General features: G+C 44.4%; 8 protein-coding genes and 1 pseudogene. 2 read left to right on the forward strand and 7 right to left on the reverse strand.

What is annotated here, in order from left to right; translation table 11 throughout:
- Positions 1-106: 106 nt before the first annotated feature.
- A complete protein-coding gene (pta, locus tag AB5618_RS13435; RefSeq protein WP_117853900.1) occupies positions 107-1,111 on the reverse strand; it encodes a phosphate acetyltransferase in 1,005 nt (334 codons plus the stop codon).
- A gap of 165 nt (positions 1,112-1,276) precedes the next feature.
- On the opposite strand from pta, the gene AB5618_RS13440 reads away from it, so the two are divergent.
- On the forward strand, positions 1,277-2,590 hold the full coding sequence (locus AB5618_RS13440; protein WP_368366837.1) for a nucleotidyltransferase family protein: 1,314 nt from the start codon (positions 1,277-1,279) through the stop codon (positions 2,588-2,590).
- Between the two features lie 76 nt (positions 2,591-2,666).
- Here AB5618_RS13440 and AB5618_RS13445 read toward each other — a convergent pair whose 3' ends face one another.
- The 6 genes and pseudogenes from AB5618_RS13445 to AB5618_RS13470 all read right to left on the reverse strand — a co-directional run.
- Complete coding sequence (locus AB5618_RS13445) at positions 2,667-3,458, reverse strand: ABC transporter ATP-binding protein (RefSeq protein WP_368366838.1); 792 nt, start codon at positions 3,456-3,458, stop codon at positions 2,667-2,669.
- Positions 3,459-3,461: 3 nt separating this feature from the next.
- Entirely contained in the window at positions 3,462-4,394 is a 933-nt protein-coding gene (locus AB5618_RS13450) for an ABC transporter permease (protein WP_173769730.1), read from the reverse strand.
- 16 nt (positions 4,395-4,410) lie between these two features.
- On the reverse strand, positions 4,411-5,436 hold the full coding sequence (locus AB5618_RS13455; RefSeq protein ID WP_173769729.1) for an ABC transporter substrate-binding protein: 1,026 nt from the start codon (positions 5,434-5,436) through the stop codon (positions 4,411-4,413).
- Between the two features lie 578 nt (positions 5,437-6,014).
- The gene (locus tag AB5618_RS13460) at positions 6,015-7,379 is read right to left on the reverse strand and encodes a PFL family protein (RefSeq protein ID WP_148462827.1); all 1,365 of its coding nucleotides are present in this window, start codon (positions 7,377-7,379) and stop codon (positions 6,015-6,017) included.
- An 83-nt stretch (positions 7,380-7,462) separates the two neighbouring features.
- Positions 7,463-7,735 carry an ACT domain-containing protein gene (locus AB5618_RS13465; protein ID WP_021925040.1) on the reverse strand — a complete coding sequence of 91 codons (273 nt, stop codon included), beginning with the start codon at positions 7,733-7,735 and terminating at the stop codon, positions 7,463-7,465.
- Positions 7,701-7,820: pseudogene (locus AB5618_RS13470) on the reverse strand (hypothetical protein); the annotation flags it as partial. The pseudogene AB5618_RS13470 and the gene AB5618_RS13465, both read right to left, overlap by 35 nt.
- On the opposite strand from AB5618_RS13470, the gene AB5618_RS13475 reads away from it, so the two are divergent.
- On the forward strand, positions 7,791-7,867 hold a 77-nt coding region (locus AB5618_RS13475; protein ID WP_368366840.1), incomplete at its 3' end, for a DUF6783 domain-containing protein. The pseudogene AB5618_RS13470 and the gene AB5618_RS13475 overlap by 30 nt on opposite strands.

A 7,867-nucleotide genomic window follows, 5' to 3' on the forward strand; every position in this document is an offset into this window, starting at 1 on the left:
ACATGATTATGTATTACCTGATGCCGGACATTTTATTCCTGGCATCTCTTCAAGGGCATGTGCCCTTAATCACAATACGATTCAGCCTTTGGAAACTAATCTGAAATCAGTCCTGAGCCTGGCACTGTACGGATGTGATCGCTACAACACCAACGATATCGTCAGCGGAGCATCCACGGGACAGGTCATTTACAGGTTTTGCGATACCCTGAGTGATAGGTCCATAAGCTTCTGCTTTTGCAAGACGCTGAGCCAGCTTGTATCCGATGTTTCCTGCATCAAGGTCTGGGAAGATAAGAACGTTAGCCTTACCTGCAACCGGGCTTCCCGGAGCTTTAGAAGCACCTACGCTTGGAACGATAGCTGCATCCAGCTGGAACTCTCCGTCAAGTGCAAGGTCCGGATTCTGCTCTTTCGCAATCTTGGTAGCCTCAACAACTTTATCAACATCTGCATGTTTCGCACTTCCCTTTGTAGAATGGGAAAGCATAGCTACTACAGGCTCTTCCTGTACAAGAAGCTTGAAAGATTCAGCAGAAGAAGCTGCGATTGCTGCAAGTTCTTCTGGATTCGGGTTCTGGTTCAGACCGGAATCACCAAATACAAAGGCACCGTTAGCGCCATACTCGCAATCCGGAACGATGATCAGGAAGAAGGCGGAAACAAGTTTGGTACCTGGTTTTGTCTTCAGGATCTGAAGGCATGGTCTTAAAGTATCAGCTGTGGAATGGCAGGCTCCGGAAACCATACCGTCTGCATCGCCCATCTTAACCATCATAACACCATAATACAGATACTGGTTCAGAAGAATCTCCTTAGCCTGCTCTGGTGTCATACCTTTCTTCTGTCTTAACTCTACTAATTTGTCAATATATCCCTGAGTTTTCTCAGATGTTGCAGGATCTACGATCTGTGCACCGGAAATGTCGAAGCCGCCTTCAGCTGCGCTCTTCTTAACTGCTTCCTCATTACCTACAAGTACAAGCTTAGCAATTCCCTCTTTTAAAATTTTGTCTGCTGCTTCAAGAGTTCTCATGTCCTCTGTCTCTGGCAGTACGATTGTCTTAATGCTGGATTTTGCTCTTTCTTTGATTACATCAATAAATCCCATGATTAAATGGCTCCTTTCATTTGTTACAGTAATCCTCTGGGATCTGGCATAAATATCCATTTCCCATTCAGTAACTTAACCTCATTATACGCCACCCCGCCTTGTATTTCAAGCTTTTCAATGTTAGAATATGGAAGAACAACGTATTTTTTGAGGTGCAATTTTATGAAAACAGCCGGAATTATTGCAGAATATAATCCCTTCCATACAGGACATGAATATCAGATAAACTATATAAAAGAAAAACTAAGGACAGACTATGTAGTTATCGCCATGAGTGGTGATTTCGTACAAAGAGGAACCCCAGCTCTTTTTTCAAAATATGTACGTGCAGAAATGGCTCTTCGGAGCGGCGCAGACCTGGTTCTGGAACTGCCGGTTTCCATTTCTTCTGCCAGTGCAGAGTTATTTGCCAGAGGAGGCGTACAGCTTCTGGATGGACTTGGGGTTACAGATATACTTTGTTTCGGAAGTGAATGCGGTGATACGGATGCGCTTATGGAGCTGGCCAAAATCCTGGCAGAGGAGCCGGAAACTTTTCAGGCCGCCCTTCGCCGGAATCTGAAAAACGGAATGACTTTTCCAAAGGCCAGAAGCATGGCTCTCTCTGCAGTTTTTCCCGAATCAGAAAAATACCAGCAATTGCTCTCTTCCCCCAATAATATTCTGGGAATTGAATACTGTAAAGCTATTCTAAGGGAAAACAGCTCTATTTCACCGGTTTCCATTAAGCGGGAAGGAAATGATTATCACGAAAATACTCTGTCTGAAAATCACTTTCCTTCTGCTTCTGCTATTCGGAATGCCATTTTGGATTTCAACGCTCCACCCAAAGGGGACTGGTCCGATACCGAGCATTCCCACTGCTTTTTATCTGTAGCATCAGAAACCTCAATACAGAATTTTGCGTTTCTTTCTGATATGGCAAAAAAATTTTTACCAGCAAATTCCCTGGAACTATTTTTACAGGCAATTTCCAGAAATCATTATCTTCTGGAAAACGATCTGGATACGCTTTACCGCTACTGTCTTCTTCAGGAAAAAGAAGAAAGTCTGTGCACATATCTGGACATGTCTCACGCTCTTGCCAGAAGGATTCTCTCCTGCAGGGATCAGTATAAAACATTTTCCCAGTTTGCCGACCTCCTGAAAACCAAGGAGATCACACGCACCAGGATCCAGAGAGCACTGCTTCACATGCTTCTTCATATTCAGAGTGTGCCAGCGCAGATTCCCTACGCCCGGGTTCTGGGATTTCGAAAAAACAGTTCTGCACTTCTGAGCAAAATAAAAAGATGCAGCAGCATTCCTTTGCTTACCAGACTGCCGGATGCCGCTGAAGTGCTTGAAAACGCACCGCAAGCTATGGATTTACTAAATGAAACAACTTTCGCATCCAATCTTTTCGAAAGCATTCTGGCACAAAAAAACAGTGCTTCTTATATTCATGAATACAGAAAGCAGATTATTATTGTATAATATTCTCAACTGCATAAAAAGCCCCGGCTACTGCAATTCCGTGCAATAGCCAGGGCTCACTTTTATCCATTTCGTCTTACTCATTAGAAAGAAGGATACGGTCATTATCCAGTTTCTTTCCTGCTCCAACTTTAAACTTGTCAAGCAGCCCTTCCACAGTAAGACCTTTTTTCTCCTCTTCCTTGATATCCAGAACAATATCACCGGAATCCATCATCAGAATACGATTTCCAAGCTCCAGTGCAGACTGCATATTGTGGGTAATCATCAGACAGGTCAGTTGGTGCTCTTTCACGATCCTGCTGGTCAGGTTCAGCACCTTCTCGGCTGTTCCCGGATCAAGAGCTGCTGTATGCTCATCCAGAAGAAGCAGTTTCGGTGGATTCATAGTTGCCATCAAAAGAGTAAGTGCCTGTCTCTGGCCTCCTGAAAGAAGTCCCACTGGATGGTTCATGCGGTCTTCAAGGCCAATATCCAGAAGTGCAAGCTGTTCACGAAAACGCTGTTTATCACTTTTGGAAATACGGGAAAGCCAGCCTCCCTGACCTGCAGCAAGCGCAAGGTTCTCCAGAATCGTCATTCCAGGAGCAGTTCCCCTCATCGGATCCTGATACAGTCTTCCAATATTTTTTGCTCTGGCATGCTGTGGCAGAAATGTAATATCCTCTCCATCCAGAACAACAGATCCGGAATCTGTGAGAAAATCCCCACAGATGGCATTGAACATAGTAGATTTACCAGCTCCGTTGGAACCGATAATTGTTGCAAAATCGCCTTTTTCAAGATGCAGAGACAGATCTCTGATTGCCACTTTTTCATTTACTGTTCCCGGATTAAAGGTTTTGGAAATATGTGAAAGCTTTAACATGGATCAGATTCCTCCCTTCTTGTGCGTCATTCTTCTTTTCAGCTGCGGCCACTGTCGTTTCAGATAAGGGCCGGAAATTGCCAGAATAACAATCACAGAAGATACCAGTTTCAGCATAAACGCCGGCATATTAAATCTTAAAGCCACCGTATAAACCAGTCGGAAAACAAAAGAACCCAATACCATTCCCACAGCTCTTACAAAAATTCCGCCTTTTCCAAGAATTGTTCCTCCGATCAGAAGGGATGCAAGCGCAATGGTAACCATTCCCTGACCAATGTTAATGTCCACAGATTTCTGAGACTGGGAAAGAAGGCATCCGGACAGTGCTGTAAAAGAGTTTGCTATACAAAGTCCGATAATCGTTGTAAATACCGGGTTGATAGACGACGACTTCACCATATCTGCATTATTTCCTGTAGCACGGATCGCAAGGCCAAGTCGTGTCTTTAAAAATACCACCAGAAAAGCAACCACTGCTGCTACTGCGATCAGCGCAACAATTATATCTGTTCTTCCCTTCAGAGGGGTATCTGCCAGAACATCCTTCATCATGGAAAACACCGTATCTGTACGGTTCATGTTGATCAAGGAAGAGCCTCCCATCACTGCTATGTTAATCGAATACAAGCCTGTATTCACAATAATTCCCGCAAGCAGACTGTCTACTCCCATTTTTGTCTGCAAAAATCCGGTTACAAAACCAGAACAGATTCCGGCAAGCATTGCCGCTAGTATTGATAAAAAAGGATGTCCGCTGACCGCCACAGCGGCTCCTACAGCGGCTCCTAATGTAAAGCAGCCGTCTGTAGAAAGGTCGCAGACATTCAGCATGGAATAACTTAAAAACAATGCAAGGACAGTCAGGGAACAGATCAGTCCAAGTTTCAGGGCAGTTTCTCCTAAGGAGAGTGCAGTAGCCAGTGTCACAATCATTTCCTCCGGTTAATCGTTAATTTGCTTCCAGTTCGTTAAAGCTCTCTGCTGTAACGATCTCATTTACCTGTGTGCAGAGCGGCTCCATAGCAGCTTTGACAGTTTCAAAATCAAGGCCGAGAGCTTCGCATGTTTCTGTGTTTACAGTAGCAGTACCATTGTCAAAGGTTTCTACAGGAGTGGTTGCCGGATCAGCACCATTCAGAAGAATATCGGCAACCATATCTGCTGTTTTTGCTCCAAGATTTGCGTAATCAACACCATACCCTGCGAAAGCGCCATTTAACGCAAAGGAATCAGCTCCAGTGTAATGCGGAATTCCTGCATCAATAAATTTCTCATAAATGGAAAGCTCTGCTGTCATAATGGTATTATCAGTTGGGGTAAACACTGCGTCAACACCATCTGCAACCAGTGCATCTGCTGCAAGCTGAACTTCATCTGTAGTGGTTCCGGTACGCTCAACATATTCGATTCCGTTCTCATCCATGTAAGCTTTTGCTGCCTCGATGGCTGCTGTAGAGGAATCCTGTCCGATATCATATAAAAGTCCGATCTTCTTGGTATCCGGATTAACAGCTTCGATCAGTTTCATAATGGAAGCGGTATCCAGATAATCGCTTGTTCCGGTAAGGTTTGCGCCAGGTGCCTCCAGGGATTCTACAAGACCTGCACCAACCGGATCCGATACTGCGGAAAATACAACCGGCGTGTCGGTTCCTTCTGTGCTTGCCTGCATACGCATAGCTACCGGTGTTGCAACACCAACCATAAGGTCTACACCGTCTGCCTGGAAATCAGAAATAATCTGCTCCATAACATTGGCATCTGCATTACAGTTGTCATAGGAAATATCGAAGTTTACACCCTTCTCATCACCGATTTCTTTCAGGCGGCTTTCCAGATTGTCTACGATCTGGTTCAGAGATGCGTCATCTACATAATTGCAGATACCGATCTTGTAGTCCTCTGCAAGAACAGGTGTTGCCATCATCATAGTTGCCATTGTTGCTGCTGCGATTGCGATCATTCTTTTTTTCATAGTGTTTTCCTCTCTCTCTTAAAATTGGCGGGAGCATGTTTAAAAAGGCTTTCCGCATAATATGTGTCACACTTTACGGAAATGATTTTCAAACAGGCTCCAGAAGATAACTAAGCCGATCTTCTGCATCTTGTCTGCGAGAAAGAATGAGTGGTAAAATGGATATCAAAAAACCGTCTTCAAAAAACAACATTCCCTGTTGCTCTTTGAGACGGTAATAAAATCTTATTATCGCGGTGCCACTCAAATTGACAAATCGTCCACTTTCTCATGTACAAACATACACTCCTGATTGGTAACGGGTTCGGTTCCCGTCGGCGCCTACTCTCCTGAAATATAATTTCGGGCCGCCCTCGAAAGTCCATTCCATCAGCCGCTTCATACGAAGATCACACCATCCTCCGCTCTCTGGTAAGTCATTATTCAGTCCATTCATAATGACTAAATGTCACATCTGATTTACTACTCTTTCTCATCGGTTTAACTGGTTTATACTTTAGCACAGTGATGTAAGAATGTCAAGTGCAAATTCATCCAAAAAAGTTTCTGTTCACTCCGTGACCAGTAACCCAGAAAACTTAGTTTTTAAAGCTATGGATCGGAGCTGGAATTCTTCCGCCTCTTGCCACAAACGCATCACAGGAGAAATTATTTACCGGCATGATTGGTGCATAGCCAAGAAGACCACCGAATTCTACTGTCTCTCCTACTCCTTTTCCGATAACAGGGATCAGACGGACTGCGGTTGTCTTCTGGTTCACCATTCCAATTGCTGCTTCATCTGCAATAATGCCGGAAATGGTGGATGCCTTCGTATCACCTGGTACTGCGATCATATCCAGTCCCACAGAGCATACGCAAGTCATAGCCTCTAATTTCTCAATGGTAAGGGCACCTGCTGTTACCGCATCGATCATTCCCTGATCCTCGCTGACCGGAATAAATGCACCACTCAAGCCTCCAACTGCTGTGGAAGCCATTACACCACCTTTTTTTACCTGGTCATTTAACAGGGCAAGAGCTGCTGTAGTTCCAGGTGCACCGGCTCTTTCAAGACCGATTTCTTCCAGGATCTCAGCCACACTGTCACCGATTGCAGGAGTAGGCGCAAGGGAAAGATCCACAATTCCAAATGGAACGCCAAGCATCTTGGAAGCCTCCCTGGCAACCAGCTGACCTACACGGGTTACCTTAAATGCAGTTCGTTTGATCATCTCACAGAGAGTTTCGAAATCCTCTCCTCTTACTTTCTCCAGAGCGGTTTTTACAACACCTGGACCACTGACGCCAACATTAATAATACTGTCAGCTTCTGTAACGCCGTGGAAAGCACCTGCCATAAACGGGTTGTCATCCGGCGCATTGCAGAATACTACCAACTTGGCACAGCCAAGGGAATCCTGTTCTTTGGTTGCCTGAGCTGTTTCCAGAATAATCTCTCCCATAAGCTTCACGGCATCCATATTGATTCCAGTCTTTGTGGAACCAACATTCACAGAACTGCATACCCGCTCTGTACTGGCAAGCGCCTGCGGAATAGAACGGATCAGAAGCTCCTCTGCCGGTGTCATTCCCTTACTTACAAGAGCTGTATATCCACCAATAAAGTTCACTCCCACCTGCTTGGCAGCTTTGTCCAGGGTCCTGGCTATTGTTACAAAATCATCTGTAGTTTTGCATGCAGCACCCCCAATCAGACCGATTGGTGTAACAGAAATTCGTTTGTTTACAATTGGAATTCCGTACTGTGCTGATATTTTCTCACCAGTTGCCACCAGATCTTTGGCATATGTGGTAATTTTGTTATAAATTTTTTCGTTTAATTTCTCAAGATCGCTGTCAATACAATCCAGCAGGCTGATTCCAAGAGTAATGGTACGTACATCCAGATTCTCCTGCTCGATCATTTTGTTGGTCTCATTCACCTCAAATATATTAATCATAGCATTCGTATTCCTTTCTATGGATATATCACCTACAGGCGACATTTTTGTTAAATGAAAGTCCGATGGATGGGACTTTCATTTCAAATTCGATGCATTACGTTGAAAATATCCTCATGCTGACAATGGATCACTACGCCGATCTCATCCCCGAGAGCAGCCAGTTCTTTGGAAAGAGTTGCAATTTCCTTGTCTGAAGCACTGGTATCTGCTACCATCATCATGTTAAAATATCCCTGTACAATCGTCTGGGAGATATCCAGAATGTTAACCTGATTCTGGGCAAGATAAGTACATACCTTTGCAATAATACCAACGGTGTCATTTCCTACTACTGTGATAATTGTTTTTTTCATGATACTCCTCCTGTATTTGGGCCTGCAGCCCATATTTGACTGTCTTAGAGCGTGGCTGAAAAAGGCTTTCTGCAAGATGTGCGTCACAATTTGTGGGAGATTTTGTCTGGATGAGGGCGCCGTAGCGGGCTA

Source organism: Ruminococcus sp. J1101004sp1_RTP21198st1_B9_RTP21198_201120 (assembly GCF_040924245.1).
In the GTDB taxonomy this organism is placed as follows: domain Bacteria; phylum Bacillota; class Clostridia; order Lachnospirales; family Lachnospiraceae; genus Blautia_A; species Blautia_A faecis.